Origin of the sequence: Tenacibaculum sp. 190524A05c, assembly GCF_964036595.1 — a bacterium.
GTDB classification, from domain to species: Bacteria; Bacteroidota; Bacteroidia; order Flavobacteriales; family Flavobacteriaceae; genus Polaribacter; species Polaribacter platacis.
On sequence record NZ_OZ038523.1, the window covers coordinates 3561978 to 3582345 of the forward strand.

Genomic DNA, 20368 nt, shown 5'->3' on the forward strand with positions numbered 1-20368 from the left:
TTTTAAAATATAAAGTGCTGTTATACTATTTATGCTGCGCTTTTTTTATGGTACTTTTGCCAAATGAATTTAATTGGCGAGAAGGAATTGTTGCAGAAACTAAAATCGAATTTTGGATATGATAGCTTTCGATTAGAGCAGCAAAAGATTGTTGAGAATATATTAGCAAATAAGGATACTTTGGTAATTATGCCAACCGGAGGAGGAAAGTCAATTTGTTTCCAACTTCCGGCTTTATGCTTTGATGGAATTACGCTCGTAATTTCTCCATTAATTGCTTTAATGAAAGATCAGGTGGATAGCTTGAAGGCTAATGGAATTCCAGCAACTTATTTTAATAGTAGCCAGTCTAGCGAAGAACAACAACAAGTTTTTGATGCTGTTGTAAATAAAGAAGTAAAGTTGCTCTATGTAGCACCAGAAAGTCTTCCTTTTTTACAGAATATTCTAAATCAGAATTACATTAGTTGCATTGCGATTGACGAAGCACATTGTATTTCATCTTGGGGACACGATTTTCGTCCTTCATATAAACAATTAGCTTTCCTTAAAAAGTCGTTGCCAGAGGTTCCAGTTGTAGCTTTAACTGCAACTGCCGATAAAGCAACTCAGGAAGATATTCTTGAGCAACTAGCTATTCCACATGCTACACGTTATGTTAGTTCTTTTAATCGAGAAAATATTGCGTTAGAAGTTCGTCCAGCAAATGACAGGGTTAATCAGATTATAAAGTTTATTAATAAGAGAGGAAACGAATCTGGAATTTTGTATTGTTTAAGTAGAAAAGCTACAGAACAATTAGCAAACAAATTATCTCAAAACGGTATAAAAGCCAAAGCATATCATGCAGGTTTATCTTTTGAAGAAAGATCGTCAATACAAGAAGATTTTATAAAAGATGATATTCCAATTATATGCGCGACGATTGCGTTCGGAATGGGTATTGATAAATCTAACGTTCGTTGGGTAATTCACTATAATATGCCGAAAAATATTGAGGGATATTATCAAGAAATAGGAAGAGCAGGAAGAGACGGATTAGCTTCTCATGCATTACTTTTTCATAGTTATGCTGATGTTATTCAATTACGACAGTTTATTGCCAAAACAGGAAATCAGGAAGTACAAGACGCAAAATTGGAAAGAATGAAACAGTTTGCAGAAGCAACTGTTTGTAGAAGGAGAATTTTATTGAGTTATTTTGGTGAACTGGTGGAAGATGATTGTGGAAATTGTGATGTATGTAAGAATCCACCACAGTTTTTTGATGGAACATTGATTGCACAAAAGGCATTATCTGCTATTTATAGATTGAAAGGTAAAGAAGCTATGGGAACTGTGATTGATGTCTTAAGAGGAGCTCAAAATGCAGCAGTTCTAGATAAAAATTACAATACTTTAAAAACGTACGGAGTTGGAAAAGATATTTCATGGAGAGATTGGCAACATTATATGATTCAATTGATCAATCAAGGGTTTTGTCAAATTGCTTTTCATTTGAATAATACATTGCAATTGACAGCTTTTTCAGAGAAAGTATTATTTAAAGGAGAAAAAGTTAGATTAACCGTTCCAACAGTACTTCAGAAAGAAACTCCTGCCCAGAAAAAAGTGCCGAAGAAAAAAACAGCTACAAAAGATACCTTGTTCGAAAGATTAAGAAAATTGAGATATCAAATTGCTCAAGAAGAAGACATTGCTGCTTATTTAGTATTTAGTGACGCTACGTTAAGGGAGCTAGAAACACAAAGACCGCAAACAGACAATGAATTTCTTGCAATTAGTGGAGTTGGGCAAAGAAAATTAGAAGTGTATGGAGGCGAGTTCATGGAAGAAATCAGATCTTTTATAAAAGAAAAGAAAAAAGGAAAAAAGGATACTACATTAGAAACCTATAAATTATATCAGGAAGGATTTTCTGTTGAAGAGATAGCAATTCGGCGAGGATTAAAAGAACAAACAATATTCTCACATCTAGCTAAATTGTATCTGGAAGGAAAAGATATAAGTTTGGATAAGTTTATTGATACTAATACGTTGAAGTTAATTCAGAATGCGAAAAAAGTATTAAAAAATGAAACTGCACTAAAACCTTATTTTGAATTTTTAGGAGAGAAAGTTTCCTACAAACAAATCAGAATAGGGTTAACGATATTACAAAAAAAGACTATTTAAATAGAAACGCCATCTTAGAAATGAGATGGCGTTTTTTATTTATTGTTCTTTTAAATTCTCCATTTCAATAATAATATCATCAAGTTTAGAGAATAAGGTGCTGTATAAAATTCTTGTAGAAATTGTGTAAGCAATAGTGCAAATTATAGAGATACAAACCGCAATTAAAGCTCCAATTCCTAAAGTTTGTAATAAGGTAGTATCGTCTGTAATAAACCTTGATAAAAAGCTTTCATCTTTTATGAAGAATGCAAGAACAAAAATTGACAATACCGCAAGAGGTAAAGCAAACATAAATAGTTTTTTTGTAGATCGTGTAATTGAACTTATAATTCTTCTGTAACTTTTTAAGTAATTCAAATTGTCAGATTTTATATCCAAAGAATTAAAACGTTTTAATAACCTTGAGTTAAAAACATACAATGCAAGAATTAGAAAAGTTCCATATAAACCAATTATAGTTTCAGATAATAATATTCCTCCAATCGTTACAATTCCTGCCATAGGTAATAATCCTCTATTATCGAATTCGTATGTTCTTTTAATTTTATTAATTATCGATTTAGATTTCTGATTGTATAAGTCATTTATTTTAGGTGCAATCAATGAGTCTTCAGTAATAAAAGCCTCATTCCATATTTTTTCAATTGATTTTTCCATCTAATAATTCTTTTAATTGTTTTTTAATTCTGTTTATTCTAACTGCAATATTGTTAGCGCTAGTTCCAATAACAGCAGCAATTTCTTTGTAAGGATTTTCTTCTAAATGCAATAAAATAATAGCTCTATCTACCTCAGAAAGTTTTTTAATCGCGTCATATAACAAATTCAAATGTTCGTTTGCAAAGGCACTATTATGTTCAGACAGCTCATTTGAAAAGGAAATTTTTCGGTTCTGTCTCTGCTTCTTTTTGCTTAAGGTTAAGCATACATTTAAAGTAATTCTATAGATCCATGTAGACCATTTAGATTTTTGTTGAAAGGCTTCTCTTGTTTTCCATATTTGTAAACAGGCTTCCTGATAAAAATCTTCAAAGTCTTCTTGAGAATCTGTATACGCTCTACAAATTTTTATAATTAAACCAGCATGCGGTAGAATAGAAGTTGTATAAAAATCGTTACTCAAAATTTAATATTTACTTGATTAGTAAATCGAGAATTTAAAATATTACAAGAAAGATAAATTTTTTAAAATATTTTATTTTCAATAATTTTTGAAAGTTTAGAAATTAATTCTATATTTGTCCTATGAAGTTAGAAGACGCAAAAATAAAATACATACATACTTGGGGAAGTTTAGCTACAAGCTGGGGCATAAATAAAACTATGGCTCAAGTACATGCGTTATTATTAGTTTCTACAAAACCATTGTCTGCAGATGAAATTATGGAAGCTCTTAAAATTTCTCGAGGTAATGTAAACATGAATGTTAGAGCATTAATTGACTGGGGGATTGTGAGAAAAGAGTTTGTAGTTGGAGAACGTAAGGAGTTTTTCGTTGCAGATAAAGATATTTGGGAGCTTTTTAAACAGGTAACTAAAGAGAGAAAGAAAAGAGAGATTGAACCAGTTCTTAGAATTTTGGATGAATTAAAAAGTGGAGTAGAGGAAAACTCAGAAGAGGCAGAATCTTTCAAGAAGTTAATGAATGATTTATCTTCAGTAACTACAACAGTAAATGGAATTTTAGATAAAGCGATTAGAGCTGATGAGCATTGGTTACTATCTAATTTTACTAAAATGATTAAAAAGTAAAAAAATTTAAACACAAACTTTCAATAATTTCTGAAAATATGAAAATAATAAATAGAATATTTATGATACCTATGGTTTTGATGCTTTTAGTTGGCATTCTTGATATTGGTTGGGTTTTTATTGCTGCATTAGTAGCGATACCACTAGGCTTTTTACAGATTCTATTTTGTCTTAAGATGTTGTTGAATTGGGATAATTATGATAAGAATGTGAGAGTTTTTTTAATTGTATACTTTTTACTCGTAATTTCTCATTTTATCACTTGGCGCTCTATTTATAATATAGATGATCAATTTCAAACTAAAGTCTTGTCTATTATTCTATTTAGTCTTCCCATTCTCTTAGCCTTAAGTGTAACCTATATTTTAGAAAAAAATCTTAGCCATGAAAACATTGAATAACCACACCATACTTTACGATGAAGATTGTCCTTTATGCAAAGCCTACACGAGTACATTTATTAATACAAAAATGCTCGATAAAGAAGGACGAAAACCCTATTGTGAAATTACTGAACATGAAAGAGAATTTATTGATGTTCCAAGAGCTGCAAATGAAATCGCATTAGTAGATACTGAGAAAAATGAGGTTATCTATGGAATCGATAGCTTACTAAAAGTAATTGGTTTTTCTTTTCCTTTAGTGGAGAAAGTTGGAAATATAAAACTGGTAAAGTTCTTTTTAAAACGATTGTATTCTTTTATTTCCTATAACAGAAAAGTTATTATGCCTTCTGAAAAAAAGGAAGAGAATAGTTTAGAGTGTTCTCCAAGTTTCAATTTGAAATATCGATTATTTTATATTGTTTTTGGTTTAATAATTACTGTAGTTACACTTTTTCATTTTTCAGACTTGATAACTATCCTTCCAAAATCAAGTTATTATAGAGAAATTCTACTTGCCTTAGGAATGTTACTTTCTCAGTACATATTTGTGCTAAAAGAAGATCATCAAACCCGAATTAATTATATGGGTAATGTGATAACTGTGTCCTTATTTGGATGTATTGCCTTGGGCCAATTATTAATTTTAAATAGTCTGATTGAGCTTTCTCAATTTATAATAATCTTCGGTTTTTCAGGAACAGTTGCACTGATGTTTTTTGAGCATAAAAGAAGAATTAGACTTCTTCAATTGCCAGCATATTTAAGTTGGACGTGGATAGGTTACCGATTAGTAATAGGAATGATAATATTAAATGTATAAGTGATGAAAATAGTTATAGCTGGAGGAACTGGATATTTGGGAAAGTTGCTTACCGAATATTATACACAAGAAAAAGAGAATAAAATTTACATTTTAACCAGAAGTCAAAAACTAAATTCTAAAAATGTAAATTATATACAATGGGATGGTAAAACCAAAGGATATTGGACAGAGCTTCTTGAAGAAACAGATGTTTTAATAAATCTAACAGGGAAATCTGTTAACTGCAGATATACTAAAGAAAATAAAGCAGAAATTTATGCAAGCAGGTTACAAAGCACAGCATTATTATGCGAAATAGTTCAAGAGCTAAAAATACCACCTAAAGTATTTATCCAGTCTTCTTCAGCTACTATTTATAGGCATTCGGAAGATAAATTAATGACTGAAAAAGATGGTGAAATCGGAATAGATTTCTCCATGGATGTTTGTAAAAAATGGGAACAAGTATTTAATAGTTACGAATTACCAAAAACACGAAAGATTGTTACGAGAACTTCGATTGTTTTGGGTAATCAAGGTGGAGCTTTTCCTCTTATGAAGAGAATGACCAAATTCGGTTTAGGAGGACAACAAGGAAAAGGGAATCAATTTATCAGTTGGATTACCGAGAAAGACTATGTGCGAGCAATTGACTATTTAATACATAAGCCATCAGGTGTTTATAATTTGTGTGTGCCGAATCCAATTACAAATAGAGGATTTCAAAAAGAACTTCGTAAGAAATTAAAAGTTCTAGTAGGGATTAATGCTCCAAAACTGTTATTAAGTATAGGTGCGAAGATTATCGGAACCGAAACAGAATTGCTATTAAAAAGTAGAAGAGTATACCCCCAAAAACTTCTAGATCTAGGTTTCGAATTTGGTACTACAAAGTTTAACGAATTTAAAATTTAGCTTATGCCAACAATTATTTTATTTACAAAGATTAAAGCAAAAAAAGAACTAGTATTTGATTTATCTAGAAGTATTGACTTACACAAAATTTCAGCTCAAAAAACAGATGAAAAAGCCATTGCAGGAAGAAAATCTGGATTGATTGAGTTGGATGAAACCGTAACTTGGCGAGCAAAACATTTAGGTGTTTATCAAAATTTCACGTCGAAAGTAACAGGATGTCGTCCTTCTGAATATTTTGCGGATAAAATGATTTCAGGAGCATTTAAAAGTTTTAAACACGAACATTTTTTCTCTCATGAGAATAACACAACCACATTGGTTGATGTTATGGAATTTGTAAGTCCACTTGGTTTTCTGGGTAAGTTTATCGATTTTCTATTTCTTAAAAAGTACATGAAGCAGTTTTTAATTGAACGAAATAATACAATTAAATTATATGCTGAAACTGATAAGTGGAGGCAAATTATATAAATAAAAACATGTAGTTATGAGTTTTCTGAAAGCAGAGTGGAGGAAGTTAGTTATGGTTAATTATGAGATTAATCCTGAGATATTAAAACCATATGTTCCAAAAGGAACCGAATTAGACTTTTTTGAAGGTAAATGCTACATTAGTTTAGTGGGTTTTATGTTTTTAAATACCAAGTTATTAGGAGTTAAAATTCCATTTCATGTAAATTTCGAAGAAGTTAATTTGAGGTTTTATGTTAGAAAAGCCTTTGATGAAGGAGTTAAAAGAGGAGTTGTTTTTATTAAAGAAATTGTACCTAAACCAGCAATTACTTTTATTGCGAATACAATTTATAATGAAAATTATGAAACGTTACCAATGAAACATTCGTGGGAGACTAGCAATGATTCAGTTAATGTAACGTATCAATGGAAGAAAAATAATAGCTGGAATTCGATGGCTATACAAGCCCAAAATAGATTGAATGAAATTCAACCAAACTCAGTAGTAGAATTTATAGCAGAACATTATTGGGGATACTCTAAAAAGAATGCTAAAGAAACTACAGAATATGAAGTGAGACATCCGAGATGGAAGTATTATCCGGTAAAGCAACATTCAGTGGAAGTTGATTTTAAATCAAACTATGGTGATGAATTTGAGTTTTTAAACCAAGCTAACCCTAATAGTATTTTTTTGTTGGAAGGATCAGAGATTTCTGTTGAAGATAAAGTAGTACTAAAATAAAACCCCGTTTCTAATTTTAGATACAGGGTTTTGTTTTATTTCTTGAATGTAAATTTAAAAGGTAGTGAATTCAATAATTCCCTTAGATCCTCTCAATCCATATATAGCAGCCTCAGAACCTTTTAAAACCCTTACTGATTTAATATTTGTTGGTACAAGACTTGTAATAACATCTTGATCTACTGCACCTCCATTTAAAACAAATAATGGGTTACCCATAAAACCTCTAATGCTTATAGCGTTGGAAGGTCCAATATGAACTCCTGGAACTTGTCCTCTTAAATAATCATAAATGTCTTTGTATTGTTTGGCATCCAGATTTTTAACATTTTGATTTTGCTGCAAATCCAAATCATTAGCATCTCGAATGACAATTTTTATTTTTGACTTACCATTATAATTAACTTTACTAATTCCTAATTTAGGAGAGAAAGCACTTATTTCTTTTGGAGGCTTATCGTATTTTATTTTGTATTCACCTCTTTTGTTAGTCCATCTTTTGAGTCTCTTATTGTCAAACAATATTACGGCGCCTGACACAGGATTATTCTGAGAATCCTTTACTACAATTGTAAGGTTTTTCTGAGATTGAGAAAATGTAGAAATAGGATTACCAAATAAAAAGATTAATGTTAGAATTAATAACAGATTACGTTTTTTCATAGTTTATTAAATAAGCAATTTAGGCTACAAATATATTGATTTTTATGTATTAGATTTTTTCCTCTAATTCTTGTTTTTAAAGCAAAAAAAAAATCGTTTCTAATTTTAGAAACGATTTTTTTTATTTTTTCAGATAAAATTAAAATGTATTAATTTCAATTACTCCATTTGCTCCTCTAGAACCATATTTTGAAGCTTCAGGTCCTTTTAAAATTACAACCGATCTAATGGTTGTTGGAACTACAGTTTCTAAAACAACTTGATCTACTGCATTACTATTCAATACAAATAAAGGTGCAGTACTACCATTAATACTATTAAATCCTCGAATATTAATTTGGTTATTTTGACCAACATTAACACCAGGAACTTGACCTCTTAAATAATCGTAAATGTTTCTAAACTGCATTGCCTTAATACCTTTAGAATTTGGGCTTCTATTTAAACCTAAATCGTTACCTTCTTTAATGACAATTTCAACATTAGAAGACCCATTATAGGCTATTTTACTAATTCCAATTTTTGGATAAAAAGCACTGATTTCTTTAGGAGTTTCAGTAAATTTTGCTTTAAAAACACCTTTTTTATTAGTCCATCTTTTAAGTCTTACATTGTCAAATAAAATAACAGCACCAGGAATTGGGTTGTTTTGAGCATCCTTAACCACTATGGTAAGTTTTTTTTCGTCTTGTGCATTAATTTCCGATTGAAAAGGAAATAAGAAAACACCTAATAAAAAGATTAAAACGTAACTCTTCTTCATAATTATGGGATTTAAAATTACTTAATAAAGATACAATTTTTATTAAAAAACCTATAGTTGTCTAGTTAGTAGTGCATTAAAAACGATGTTTTTTAACATTTTTAAAGCGAAATTTAACATTTCAATTACAATATGTAATAAAAGAATTAAAAAATCCTGAGTAAAATACTCAGGATTGTAATATGTTTAAGTTGTAAGGTTAGTTTATATATGCTTATATATTTGTGTCAATTTTAAATCTTTTGGTATAAGCTTTAAGAGCATAACCAACTCCAAAACCTAATACTATACCTGCAACTATACCTGATACAATACCTACTGGAAGGTTTCCAGTTAATGTTCCAAAATTCACTCCTAATGAAGCTCCTAAGCCAGTGGCAAAGATTAAACTAAAGATAAAATAATTGTTACTCATTTTTTATATGCTTTTACATATTAGAAGAAGAATAATTGTTTTTGTTACAGTATGTTACTGTTTTTTAGGTTGTAATTGTAAATTGAAAAATAAGGAAATCTAGATTTTATGAGGCTTTCAAATATCAAAAATGATAAAAGTTAAAAAATGTTAAATACCACTTTTGGAGAAAAATATTGTTGAAAAATGGATGAATTTAAGAATCTATTTTAACGTTAAAAACAAAAAAAGCCTCTCATTTTTGAGAGGCTAAATTCTGTAAAGTATTTTGAAGAAAATTACATATTTCTTCTATATTGTCCTCCAACTTCAAATAAAGCTGAGGTAATTTGTCCTAATGAGCATACTTTAGAAGCTTCCATTAACTTTTCGAAAATATTCTCATTTTGAACTGCAGCAGTTTGAATCTTTGATAATTCTTCTGAAACTTTAGTGCTGTTTGCTTCATTTAAGTTTTCTTTCGTTTTAATTTGGAATAGCTTTTCTTCCTCTGTTGCACGAATTACTTCTTGTGGAGTAACTGTTGGAGATCCTTTAGAACTTAAGAAAGTGTTTACACCAATAATTGGGAATTCACCTGTGTGTTTTAAAGTTTCATAATACAAGCTTTCTTCTTGAATTTTAGAACGTTGGTACATAGTTTCCATCGCTCCTAAAACTCCACCACGTTCGGTAATTCTATCGAATTCAGTTAATACTGCTTCCTCAACTAAATCAGTTAACTCCTCAATAATGAAAGAACCTTGAATTGGATTCTCATTTTTAGCTAATCCTAATTCTTTATTAATAATTAACTGTATTGCCATTGCTCTACGAACACTTTCTTCTGTTGGTGTTGTAATCGCTTCATCGTATGCATTTGTATGTAATGAATTACAGTTGTCGTAAATCGCATATAATGCTTGTAACGTCGTTCTGATATCATTGAAATCAATTTCCTGTGCGTGTAAAGAACGTCCAGAAGTTTGAATGTGATATTTCAACATTTGTGCACGGGCATTTGCTCCGTACTTATACTTTAAAGCTTTTGACCATATCTTACGAGCAACACGTCCAATTACTGCATATTCAGGATCAATACCATTAGAGAAGAAGAAAGATAAGTTTGGTCCAAACTTATTAATATCCATTCCTCTTGATAAATAGTATTCTACATAGGTAAATCCATTAGCTAAAGTCAATGCTAACTGAGTAATAGGATTTGCTCCAGCTTCTGCAATATGATAACCAGAAATCGATACTGAATAGAAGTTACGTACGTTTTTCTCAATAAAATATTCTTGAACATCTCCCATTAAACGTAAAGCAAATTCTGTAGAGAAAATACAAGTATTTTGAGCTTGATCTTCTTTTAAAATATCAGCCTGAACTGTACCTCTTACCTGAGATAATGTATTGGCTTTAATTTCAGCATACACATCAGCTGGTAAAACTTGATCTCCAGTAATTCCTAATAATAACAATCCTAATCCATCATTTCCTTCTGGTAAGTCTCCATTATATTTAGGTCTGTCAATTCCTTTATTATCGTATAATTCTTTAAGCTTTGATTCAACTTTTGCTTCTAAACCATGTTCCTTGATATATTTCTCACAGTTCTGATCAATAGCCGCATTCATAAAGAAACCTAAAAGCATCGGTGCTGGTCCATTGATTGTCATCGATACAGAAGTCATAGCATGACTTAAATCGAATCCAGAATATAATTTCTTAGCATCATCTAAACAGCAGATAGAAACTCCAGCATTACCAATTTTTCCATAAATATCTGGTCTGTGTCCAGGATCATTTCCATAAAGTGTAACAGAATCAAATGCAGTAGATAAACGCTTTGCAGGCATTCCTAAACTAACATAGTGGAATCTTCTGTTTGTACGTTCTGGTCCACCTTCACCGGCAAACATTCTAGTAGGATCTTCTCCAGTTCTTTTGAAAGGATATAGTCCTGAAGTATATGGGAATTCTCCAGGAACATTTTCCTGTAAATTCCAGCGTAATAAATCTCCCCAAGCTTGATATTTAGGTAAAGCTACCTTTGGAATATCAGAATGAGATAGTGATTTCGTATGTGTTTCAATTTTAATTTCCTTATCTCTAACTTTAAACGAGTAGATAGGATCTTTATATTTTTGAACTTTAGTTGCCCAGTTTAAAATGATTTCCCAGTTGTATGGATCTAGGTTCATTTTTACACGATCGAACTCAGCAACTAATAGTTTTAAAAAGTCAGAATTATCATCTGTTTTCTGAAGAGAAGTTTCTTCAATTCCAGATTTATCTAAACCTACAGTACTTTCAGAAACACTTTCAATAGTTTTGAAGATTCCGTATAATTTTTGAGCTACTTTTTCCTGTTCGTTAGCTTTCTTATCGTAAGCTCTGTTGTTCTCAGCAATCTCAGATAAATAACGAGTCCTTGCAGGAGGAATTACAAATATCTTTTCAGACATTTCTTTTGTAATTTCAAAAGTAGATTTTAAATCAGCTCCCGTTTTCTCAACAACTTTATCCATAATCGCTTTATATAACGAGTTCATTCCTGGATCGTTAAATTGAGAAGCAATAGTTCCAAAAACTGGCATTTCATCCATTGGAATATCCCAAAGATTGTTATTACGCATGTATTGTTTCTTCACATCACGTAATGCATCTAAGGCACCTCTTTTGTCGAACTTGTTGATAGCAACTAAATCAGCAAAATCAAGCATGTCGATTTTCTCTAGCTGAGTTGCAGCTCCAAATTCTGGAGTCATCACATATAGAGAAGCATCTGAATGTTCAATGATTTCGGTATCAGATTGACCAATACCTGAAGTTTCTAAAATGATTAAATCAAATTCCGCAGCTTTTAAAACTTCAACTGCCTCATTTACATATTTAGATAAAGCTAAATTAGATTGACGTGTTGCTAAAGATCGCATATATACACGCTCATTATTAATAGCATTCATACGAATTCTATCTCCTAATAAGGCTCCTCCTGTTTTTCTTTTAGACGGATCAACAGAAATTAATCCAATTGTTTTTTCTGGAAAATCAATTAAAAAACGTCGAACTAATTCGTCCACTAAACTAGATTTTCCTGCTCCACCTGTTCCTGTAATTCCTAAAACTGGTGTTTTTGAAGTTTCATTTTTCTTGTGGATAACATCCATTGTTTCCTTAGAAACTTCTGGAAAGTTTTCAGCAGATGAAATCACACGAGCAATACTTCCAATTTCTTTATCTGCCAAATGGTTTACTTCTCCGTTTAAAACATCTCCAATAGCAAAATCAGATCGTTGAACAAGGTCGTTAATCATTCCTTGTAATCCCATTTCACGCCCATCGTCAGGAGAGTAAATACGAGTAATTCCATAATCCATTAATTCTTTTATTTCTTCTGGAAGAATTACTCCACCACCACCACCAAAAATCTTGATATGACCTGCGCCTTTCTCTTGCAGTAAGTCATACATATATTTGAAGTATTCGTTGTGTCCACCTTGATAAGAAGTCATTGCAATTGCATTTGCATCTTCTTGAATAGCACAATTCACTACTTCTTCTACACTTCTATCATGACCTAAATGTATAACTTCAACTCCTGTAGATTGTATAATTCTACGCATAATATTGATCGCAGCATCATGTCCATCAAATAAAGACGCAGCTGTTACAATTCGTACCTTATGTTTAGGTTTATATGGTGCTATTTGTTCCATTCGTAAATTTAGTTGTTTAAATGAGCTGCAATTTACGGATTTCCTAAAAAATAGAACGAATTCTTAGGGATTATAAGTAGTTAAAGAAACGATATAATTTTCTCGATTTTAAATAGTTCAAATTCGACTCATTTTGATAGGCTTCTCTTTCAAAACTAAGGTTGACATACGCTAAATACCCATTTCTGAATTGTATAAGTTTTATGATCCATTCAACAACATAGAAAAGATAAAAGAAAATAACGAAGAGTTCTCTCTGCTGTCTTAAATGAATTTTTTCATGATTTACCAAAACCTCATTTTCTTTTAATTCTTTGTTTTTCAAAAAAATAAAAGGATATAATGTGATTCCCACATAGCCTCTCGGAACAATATATTTCGATATAAAAATCAAATTAAGTCTATTGAGTTGAAGTCAAATATACAAAGTCTATTTTCAGTTTTCTTTAGGATTCTAACGTAAAGAAATCATCAAGTAAAAGTTAGTAATTATTGGGGTAAGAATATAAAAATGTTAAAAAAATTATCATTGAGTTAATTGTTATGCGCGCATAATAAAATGAAGTTTTAACAATTAGATTCGCGAAAAATTAACCAAAAATCAACCCCGAAATCATGAAAAAAAACAAACTCAAAGTATTATGTTTTGTTGTCTTGTTAACTGGAGGATTCGCACTTCAAGCTCAAAAACAAACTGTAGTTACTAAAATTGGAAGAAAAAATACTGCTGGTATAGAAAATTATTTCAATGCTGCTTTAGCTCCATTTTACCACGGAGTGGCTTCCGGTGATCCTTTAAAAGATGCAGTTATTATTTGGACACGCGTTACTACGAATCAACCGGATGTTAATGTTACTTGGAAAGTGGCAACAAATACATCGATGACAAATGTTGTTCAACAAGGAATGATCGTCACTGACGAAAGAAAGGACTACACGGTAAAAGTAGATGTAAGAAGTTTGCAGCCAAATACTACCTATTATTTTCAGTTCGAAGCATTAGGAAAGAAATCTGAAATTGGAAAAACAAGAACTTCTCCAACTGGAAATGTTAGTAATGTTCGTTTTGGCGTCGTATCATGTTCTAACTACCAAAACGGATATTTCAATGCTTATGAAGAATTAGCAGATAGAACTGATATCGATGCTGTTATTCATTTAGGAGATTATATTTATGAATATGAAACTGGCGGATATGGATATAGCGAAGAGGTTGGAAGAGGGCATTTACCTAATAATGAGATTGTAACTTTAAGTGATTATCGAGTTCGTTATTCTTATTACAGATTGGATCCGATGTTGAGAAAATTGCACCAACAGCATCCGTTTATTTTAATATGGGATGATCATGAGTTTTCCAATGACGCCAATAAATTTGGTGCAGAAAATCATGATCCATCAACGGAAGGAAGTTGGGAAGTTCGAAAAAATAATGCTTACAAAGCTTATTTTGAATGGATGCCGGTTCGAGCAAATTCGATTCAGGAATATAGATTATATAGAGACTTTTCTTATGGAGATTTAGCTGACTTATTAATGTTAGATACACGAATTGAAGGAAGAGATGAAACGGTTTCAACTACTCAAAAGTTAACGAAGAACGTAAAGAAAGAATTGCAGTCAAAAGTTAAAAGTCTAGTTGAAAGTAAATCGTTACAATCAATTGAAGATTTTGAGAAAGTTATCGAAGAAATTGCTCCATATTTTATTCAAGAAGGAAAGTTAACAGGAGAAGAATTAAGATATGTAATTCAGAAGTTTGCTCAAGTTGCTTATAATTATAAAAATGTTGGAAGTAGGAATTTATCTTCTAAAGAAGATCAATCAAAATTAAAAGACCTTCTTGTAAAGGCAACAGCTGTTGAAAATAAATTTGCTAGAAAAGCAACTTATGAGTCAATATTAGGTCAAGCACAATTCAATTGGTTGTTAGGTAAATTATCAACTTCATCAGCGACTTGGAAAATTATTGGAAACCAGGTTATGATGATGAATTATAGTGGGGTTCCAACAAGTGATGCTTGGGATGGATATGAAGAAGAACGTGAACGTTTATATCAACACATTTCTAATAACAATATTAATAATGTAGTTGTTTTAACAGGTGATATTCACAGTACGTTTGCAGGAGATTTAAAATACGGACGCGAGTGTATTGGTTCTGAATTTGTTGTACCAAGTGTTACTTCTCAAAATTTAGATGCTTTTGGCGGAATCGCAACTGGACTGGCAGAGTTTTACACCAAGCTTTTAAACCGTCATATGAAAGAAGTGGATTTAGATGCGCACGGATATTTTGTGTTAGATGTGAAGGAAGAAAGAGTACAAGCTGATTGGTTTTATATTCGTGATGTAAAAGTTCCAAACTCAGGAGAGTTTTATTATAAAGGATACTATGTGAATAAAAACGGATGCGGAATTAGAGCAACAAATACGCCTGCAAATGCGACTTCGAGATACGGAGAACAAGCAGAAACAATTCATAATTCTACAGATCTTATAGATGAAGGTGCAATTCTAATGGGAGTTTATCCAAACCCAATGCAAACTTCTGGAAATGTTCACTATTTATTACAAAATCCAACAGAATTATCTATTGTAATTTTAAATAGTAACGGACAAAAGGTGAAAGATGTGCTAATTAATAAAAAGCAAGAAATAGGAATCTACAATGTAAGTTTTGATGCGGAATCATTAGCAGCAGGAAATTACTTTTTAAGGGTAAAAGTTGGAAGTAAAACTATTACAAAACAATTTATCGTGAAGTAAACTTGTAGTTTCATTATAAAGAAAAAAGCATCCTTAATTAGGATGCTTTTTTTGTTTATCTTTTTTTATTGCCTGGTATATTTAAGTAGTTTTGCACTCCTATCGCCTAAATAATCTAAATACATAACTGTTTCACTTATTCCATTTATATCATATTCAGAGGAATCTTTTGAGTCATTTACATTGGTTTTTTTTAAGTAAGAAAAAGTTACTCCATTTGCAGCTGTAGACTCTCTAATACTATAATCATAAGTTTTATATAGGTTTCCTTCTACATAATCATATAATTTACCATCTTGTGTAAATACTAATTTACAATTTGAACACCCTTCAGGAATCCATGTTCCAATAATTAGTTCTTTATCTCCTTGTGTAGTTTGTTGTATTGTAAAGCTTACTAAACTAAATACTAATACGATAAGAAAGGTTATTTTTAAATGTTTCATGATTTTTAAATTTATTTACAGTCAATATTTGTTTTTGCTTTATTATATAATTCTTTTCTATCCTCAAGTCCATTATATCCTCCATTTACTTTATTTGTTACCATCGTAACAGTTGTTGTACCATCAATTTTCAGTTCGTCTATCACTTTATTTTTAAAAAACCAAAGAGCACTAATTACAGCGATTTTCATATCTGTTTTTAGGATGTCGGGATTATTTACTAAATCTTTAGTTGAGTCATACTCTTCTTGATAAAAAGTATTAAACTCTTTATAATTTGATTTTCCTGTTAATTGTATAATGCCTCTGCCTCTATATTTGTAACCATCTCCAGCTGATGTGTTTCCTAATTTATAAGCTTCATCTCTGTTAGCATCATCATATACATGATTTGCAAATTTTTCTACATTAACATATAAAGAAGTTGAAGAACGTTTATAATCATTTGGGTCTTCCTTATTTGGATCTTTATCTCCATCAGTGTGCAAATTAAAATATTTTCTCCAATAATCTTTTGCAAGTTTTTTCCATTGATAATTTAAGTTTTCTTCAAAAGCTTTCATCCTTTTACTTTCATGTCCTGCTTGAGCTAAAAAATGTCGTAATTTTTCTTTATTATCAATACCAAATTCTCTTCCATAGGTGTTAATGTGATTTGCTATTTTTTCTAAATTACTATCGGTTGCATCTGGAAATATTTTTTTAAGGTCTTTTTTTGTTGTATCACAATCATCCACACAGTTACCATTGCTATCTTCTTTTTTTCCATCAGGGCAATTACACTTTTTTGTCACAGGATCATAGATTTTTCCACCTTTACAGATAGATTCACATTTCCCCGTTGATGGGTTTTTAATAAAACCGTCTGGGCATCTATTATTTTCATCTGGATCAATAGGAGTTGAAACTAAAGTTTCTGAATTATTATCATTATCATTTCCAGATGAATTAGCAATATCTGAAGTGTTTCCACCACCACCTGTTGATCCGGTTGGATTGCCTGGGTCTGTTGAGTCATGACTTGGTCCATTAGGTGTATTATAGGTTCCACCAGTACAATGAGAAAAATCTATTATATAACCTAATAATTCACTTCCACTGCAATAAGAACCATCAAGTTGGATCGCAGGTCCATGTCCATCGGCATTACCTTGAGAATCACATTTTTTGTATTCTGGAATCCAAATACCTTCACATGGGTCAGAAGTGTCTATACCACCTCCACCATCATCAGTTGGAGCCCAATCTAAAGCATTTCCTCTTGATTGTAGAGGGATATCTTCTAAATCTAAATTTTCTTCTGCAATTTCAAAAGAGAAAGAACTCCCTTTACCTTGAGTTGAGTTATGTTTTGTGTCAGAATAACTTATAAGAAAATATGTAAAAGTTCCATTAGATTTGCGAACTACAAAATTTTCAAAATCAGATTTTTTGAATAAGTTTCTTTCTAGTTCAAAAGTCCATGTCATAGTGTTGTTTTTCTCGATTTTAATGACTTGAGTCTTTAGGATTGAGAGTTTAACTTTCTTATAATCGTTATTCTTGTTGAGGCTTTTTAGTGCTTGCTTGTTAATTATAAGATCGTCAGAATGCTTTTCTATAAGTTTTATATTATGACCAAAGTCATAATCACTTACTAGTTCTGAATAACTAATCTTCTGAAAAGGATTCTTATATTCTTCATGATTAGTATGTTCGTTGGTAGTTAGTTTGTCATAATCATCATTATTACAATTCCAAAGTGATATAGAAATCCCCAAGGATAATACAATTTTGAGTAGGTTTGTTGAACCTCTTAATTTAAATTTCATAAGCAATTTATTTTATTAGTTATTCTGATGTTAGGTAAATTGAAAAACGTTACCCAATATTTTGAATAAATTTTAAATTAAATTGAAAAGAGCATTTATTAGAATGAATTTTGAATAGTGTTAATCAACGATTGCAAAACGGGATTCCTATTATGTTCATCCCAAACTACAGACAATGTTGTATGTTGGTTGATGTTATCCAATTCAATAAATTGAACATTCATATTATATCCTAATTGTAAAGATTTCGGAACAATAGATAATCCAAAACCGTTTTCCACTAATTTGTATATCGAAGCAGCATGTATTGTATTATGCGAAACAATTGGAGTAAATCCACTATCAGTAAAAATTTGCATCACTTTTTCATAATAAGAAGGACTGTAAGAAGGATCAAAGAGAATAAAAGATTCATTTTTTAATTCTTGTAAACTTTTAAAATTTTTAGAATTAATTTGATGATTTTTGGGTAAAACCAAACAAAAGTTTTCTTTTATAATAGGTTGAATAGTCAATCCTCTAGGCACAGTGTCTAATCTCACAAAACCAATATCTATTTTTTGATGCAATAAATTATCAATTTGTTTTTGGTTGTCCATTTCTGTTAAACCAAACTGAACATCGGGATGTTTTTCTTTGAATTTTACTAAGACGTTTGGAATAATTTCTTGCATGGCAGAACCTACATAACCAAATTCCAATTTTCCTTGTTTTCCATCATGAATAAGCTTTGCATGATTAATGATGTTATCTAAATTTTTCAAATTCCTAGTAAGTTCTGACTTTAAATACCTTCCAGAAGGAGTCAAAACAACCTTTCTATTATGTCGTTCAAATAATTGAATACCTAAATCATCTTCCATTTGTTTAATCTGTCTACTTAGTCCAGGTTGAGATATAAACAATCGATCAGCGGCTTTTCTAAAGTGTAATTCTTCAGCTACAGCCAAAAAGTATTTAAGATGTCTTAACTCTAATTGATAACTCATAATTATTAAATATTGATAAAAATGATATTATTAAGCATCAAAAATAAAGGTAATTTTGTATAAAACGAACTAGAAACATGTTTAAATACGGAATAGATCACCTAACAGTAGATAAAGTTTTAGCTATTGCAAATAATGATTTGAAAGCAGAAATTACTGATGAAGCTAAAAAGAAAGTGAATGAGTGTAGAAAAAAGGTTGAAACCATGGCAAATTCTGATGCTGCAGTTTATGGAATAAATACAGGATTCGGACCCTTATGTGATGTACAAATTACACCTGAAGAAACAAGTAAACTTCAAGAGAATTTATTGATTACACATGCTGTTGGTGTGGGTGAACCTATTGATAAGTTATTATCCAAAATCATGATGATTTGTAAAGTACATGCATTGTGTCAAGGGTTTTCAGGTGTGCGTTTAGAAATGATCAATCGGATTATTTATTTCATAGAAAATAACATTTTACCGGTAGTTCCAGAACAAGGTTCAGTTGGTGCTTCTGGAGATTTAGCTCCCTTATCGCATTTATTTTTACCATTGTTAGGAGAAGGAGAATTTTGGGTTGAGGATCAGATTTTGCCTGCAAAAGAAGTTTTAGCGAATCATAATTTAAAGCCTTTAACTTTGATGGCTAAAGAAGGGTTAGGATTAATTAATGGAACCCAGTTCATTTTATCGCATGCAATTATTGGGTTAAAAAAGATGGAGTATCTTTTAGATTTAGCTGATGTTGCAGGAACTATGAGTTTGGAAGGATTCCAAGGAAGTGCTTCACCTTTTAGAGCAGAGCTTCATGCTATTCGTCCTTTTGAAGGAAACATCAAAGTAGCTGAGCGTATTCGAATGTTATTAAAAGATTCTCAAAATGTTGAAAATCATTTAGAATGTGATCGTGTGCAAGATCCATATTCTATTCGTTGTATGCCTCAGGTTCATGGTGCATCAAGAAATGCATTCAATCATTTAAATGATTTAGCTCAAATAGAAATGAATTCGGTCACAGATAACCCAATAGTACTGAGTGAAACAGAAGCAATTTCTGGAGGAAACTTTCATGGTCAGCCTTTAGCAATGGTTTTAGATTATGCTTCTATTGCTGCTGCTGAATTGGGTAATATTTCAGATAGAAGAAGTTATTTGTTACTGGAAGGAAAATACGGTTTGCCGAGATTGTTAACAGAAGCGGGAGGTTTGAACTCTGGATTTATGATTCCTCAATATACTACAGCAGCTTTGGTAACAGAGAACAAGTCTCTTTGTTTTCCGCCTTCGGCTGATAGTGTTCCAACTTCATTAGGACAAGAAGATCATGTTTCAATGGGAAGTATTTCAGGAAGAAAATTCAATCAGATTCTAGGTAATCTAGAGAAAATATTAGCTATAGAATTAATGTATGCTGCACAAGCAATGGAATTCAGAAGACCAAATACATTTTCAGAAATTATAGAAAGTAATTTCAAATTAATTAGAAGTAAAGTTGCTAAGTTAGAGGAGGATCGAGTGTTAAAAGATGATATTAACGCAATGATCAGTTTAGTAAGAGGAAAAGAGTTTATTGTAGTATAAAAAGTA

At 31.1% G+C, this 20368-nt stretch carries 18 protein-coding genes; 9 read left to right on the forward strand and 9 right to left on the reverse strand.

The genetic code is table 11. From position 1 onward, the window contains the following. The first annotated feature begins 63 nt into the window (after positions 1-63). On the forward strand, positions 64-2175 hold the full coding sequence (recQ, locus tag ABNT61_RS15870) for a DNA helicase RecQ (protein ID WP_348743930.1): 2112 nt from the start codon (positions 64-66) through the stop codon (positions 2173-2175). A gap of 39 nt (positions 2176-2214) precedes the next feature. On the opposite strand, the gene ABNT61_RS15875 is transcribed toward recQ, so the two are convergent. After that, the gene (locus tag ABNT61_RS15875) at positions 2215-2835 is read right to left on the reverse strand and encodes a hypothetical protein (RefSeq protein WP_348743931.1); all 621 of its coding nucleotides are present in this window, start codon (positions 2833-2835) and stop codon (positions 2215-2217) included. Next, positions 2819-3301 carry a sigma-70 family RNA polymerase sigma factor gene (locus tag ABNT61_RS15880; protein ID WP_348743932.1) on the reverse strand — a complete coding sequence of 161 codons (483 nt, stop codon included), beginning with the start codon at positions 3299-3301 and terminating at the stop codon, positions 2819-2821. The genes ABNT61_RS15875 and ABNT61_RS15880 overlap by 17 nt, the downstream gene beginning before the upstream one ends. Before the next feature lie 122 nt (positions 3302-3423). Here ABNT61_RS15880 and ABNT61_RS15885 point away from each other — a divergent pair, with 122 nt between their 5' ends. The 6 genes from ABNT61_RS15885 to ABNT61_RS15910 are packed head-to-tail and all read left to right on the forward strand — an operon-like array spanning position 3424 to position 7234. Beyond that, positions 3424-3930 carry a GbsR/MarR family transcriptional regulator gene (locus tag ABNT61_RS15885; RefSeq protein WP_348743933.1) on the forward strand — a complete coding sequence of 169 codons (507 nt, stop codon included), beginning with the start codon at positions 3424-3426 and terminating at the stop codon, positions 3928-3930. Between the two features lie 38 nt (positions 3931-3968). Then, positions 3969-4331, forward strand: coding sequence for a hypothetical protein (locus tag ABNT61_RS15890; RefSeq protein ID WP_348743934.1), 363 nt, complete (start codon positions 3969-3971; stop codon positions 4329-4331). Beyond that, entirely contained in the window at positions 4315-5136 is an 822-nt protein-coding gene (locus ABNT61_RS15895; protein WP_348743935.1) for a DCC1-like thiol-disulfide oxidoreductase family protein, read from the forward strand. The genes ABNT61_RS15890 and ABNT61_RS15895 overlap by 17 nt, the downstream gene beginning before the upstream one ends. 3 nt (positions 5137-5139) lie before the next feature. Further along, complete coding sequence (locus tag ABNT61_RS15900) at positions 5140-6033, forward strand: TIGR01777 family oxidoreductase (RefSeq protein WP_348743936.1); 894 nt, start codon at positions 5140-5142, stop codon at positions 6031-6033. 3 nt (positions 6034-6036) lie between these two features. Beyond that, positions 6037-6507: an SRPBCC family protein gene (locus tag ABNT61_RS15905; protein WP_348709766.1), complete on the forward strand. Its 471-nt coding sequence runs from the start codon at positions 6037-6039 to the stop codon at positions 6505-6507. A gap of 16 nt (positions 6508-6523) precedes the next feature. Next, positions 6524-7234, forward strand: coding sequence for a DUF2071 domain-containing protein (locus ABNT61_RS15910; protein WP_348743937.1), 711 nt, complete (start codon positions 6524-6526; stop codon positions 7232-7234). Between the two features lie 54 nt (positions 7235-7288). On the opposite strand, the gene ABNT61_RS15915 is transcribed toward ABNT61_RS15910, so the two are convergent. The 4 genes from ABNT61_RS15915 to ABNT61_RS15930 all read right to left on the reverse strand — a co-directional run bounded on the left by ABNT61_RS15915 (position 7289) and on the right by ABNT61_RS15930 (position 12779). After that, the gene (locus ABNT61_RS15915) at positions 7289-7897 is read right to left on the reverse strand and encodes a Plug domain-containing protein (protein ID WP_348743938.1); all 609 of its coding nucleotides are present in this window, start codon (positions 7895-7897) and stop codon (positions 7289-7291) included. A gap of 139 nt (positions 7898-8036) precedes the next feature. Next, positions 8037-8660: a TonB-dependent receptor plug domain-containing protein gene (locus ABNT61_RS15920; protein WP_348743939.1), complete on the reverse strand. Its 624-nt coding sequence runs from the start codon at positions 8658-8660 to the stop codon at positions 8037-8039. Between the two features lie 214 nt (positions 8661-8874). Then, entirely contained in the window at positions 8875-9075 is a 201-nt protein-coding gene (locus ABNT61_RS15925; RefSeq protein ID WP_348743940.1) for a hypothetical protein, read from the reverse strand. A gap of 278 nt (positions 9076-9353) precedes the next feature. Further along, positions 9354-12779 carry a methylmalonyl-CoA mutase family protein gene (locus tag ABNT61_RS15930; protein ID WP_348743941.1) on the reverse strand — a complete coding sequence of 1142 codons (3426 nt, stop codon included), beginning with the start codon at positions 12777-12779 and terminating at the stop codon, positions 9354-9356. Between the two features lie 615 nt (positions 12780-13394). Here ABNT61_RS15930 and ABNT61_RS15935 point away from each other — a divergent pair. Beyond that, the gene (locus ABNT61_RS15935; RefSeq protein WP_348743942.1) at positions 13395-15548 is read left to right on the forward strand and encodes an alkaline phosphatase D family protein; all 2154 of its coding nucleotides are present in this window, start codon (positions 13395-13397) and stop codon (positions 15546-15548) included. Between the two features lie 65 nt (positions 15549-15613). Here the strand turns inward: ABNT61_RS15935 and ABNT61_RS15940 are convergent, their stop codons facing one another. From ABNT61_RS15940 to ABNT61_RS15950, 3 genes are all read right to left on the reverse strand, one after another. Further along, entirely contained in the window at positions 15614-15994 is a 381-nt protein-coding gene (locus ABNT61_RS15940) for a hypothetical protein (protein WP_348743943.1), read from the reverse strand. An 11-nt stretch (positions 15995-16005) separates the two neighbouring features. Further along, positions 16006-17805, reverse strand: a complete 1800-nt coding sequence (locus ABNT61_RS15945) for a glycoside hydrolase family 19 protein (RefSeq protein WP_348743944.1) — start codon at positions 17803-17805, stop codon at positions 16006-16008. Between the two features lie 98 nt (positions 17806-17903). Beyond that, a complete protein-coding gene (locus tag ABNT61_RS15950; RefSeq protein WP_348743945.1) occupies positions 17904-18794 on the reverse strand; it encodes a LysR family transcriptional regulator in 891 nt (296 codons plus the stop codon). A 77-nt stretch (positions 18795-18871) separates the two neighbouring features. Between ABNT61_RS15950 and hutH the strand changes: the two genes are divergently transcribed. After that, entirely contained in the window at positions 18872-20362 is a 1491-nt protein-coding gene (hutH, locus tag ABNT61_RS15955; protein ID WP_348743946.1) for a histidine ammonia-lyase, read from the forward strand. Positions 20363-20368 lie beyond the last annotated feature (6 nt).